This window comes from Halorubrum sp. SP9 (genome assembly GCF_005435015.1).
Classification (GTDB): domain Archaea; phylum Halobacteriota; class Halobacteria; order Halobacteriales; family Haloferacaceae; genus Halorubrum; species Halorubrum sodomense.
This window is the reverse complement of the sequence record NZ_SGXU01000383.1, coordinates 1-445: the sequence shown is the minus strand read 5'-3', so window position 1 is coordinate 445 and position 445 is coordinate 1. Positions and strand designations below refer to the sequence as shown.

The 445-nt window shown below is 57.1% G+C and carries 1 protein-coding gene; it reads right to left on the bottom strand.

Annotated features, from left to right (window positions below; genetic code table 11):
* Positions 1 to 91 precede the first annotated feature (91 nt).
* A partial coding sequence (locus tag EXE45_RS20045; RefSeq protein ID WP_158294339.1) for a hypothetical protein occupies positions 92 to 445 on the bottom strand: 354 nt, incomplete at its 5' end.

Genomic DNA, 445 nt, shown 5'->3' with positions numbered 1-445 from the left:
AGGATCCGTACGGTAGTATTTCACCGTACTACGAGCGATCAGCTCGTCGGCAGCCCTGTGATTACAGCCGTACGGGGCTTCAGAACCCCGCCTACGGTTGACATTCGAGTAGAGGAAATTGCCTTGGGTCCGTGTCCTCGTCGCTGGCCCTGTGCTCGTCGCTTTGTCGGACGACGTGTGAGTCTACGTAGTAGCGGGTAGACATCGACAAATAATCTCCATGCGTCCTGCGGATATCGAACTGAATGGTGACGGGAGTGCCGTCAACGCTGATAAATCGGCCGTCTTCGGTACCTGGGAGCGACTCGAACTCGTGGCGCACCGGCTCCAGATCCGAGTGTGGAGCGCCACTAGATTCTACTCTCTCATTCCGCTCGGCGGCTTCTCTGGCGAACTCTCGCAGTAGTTTGCTGTCGAGGGTTTCGACCGACGGGATGTCAAAGTC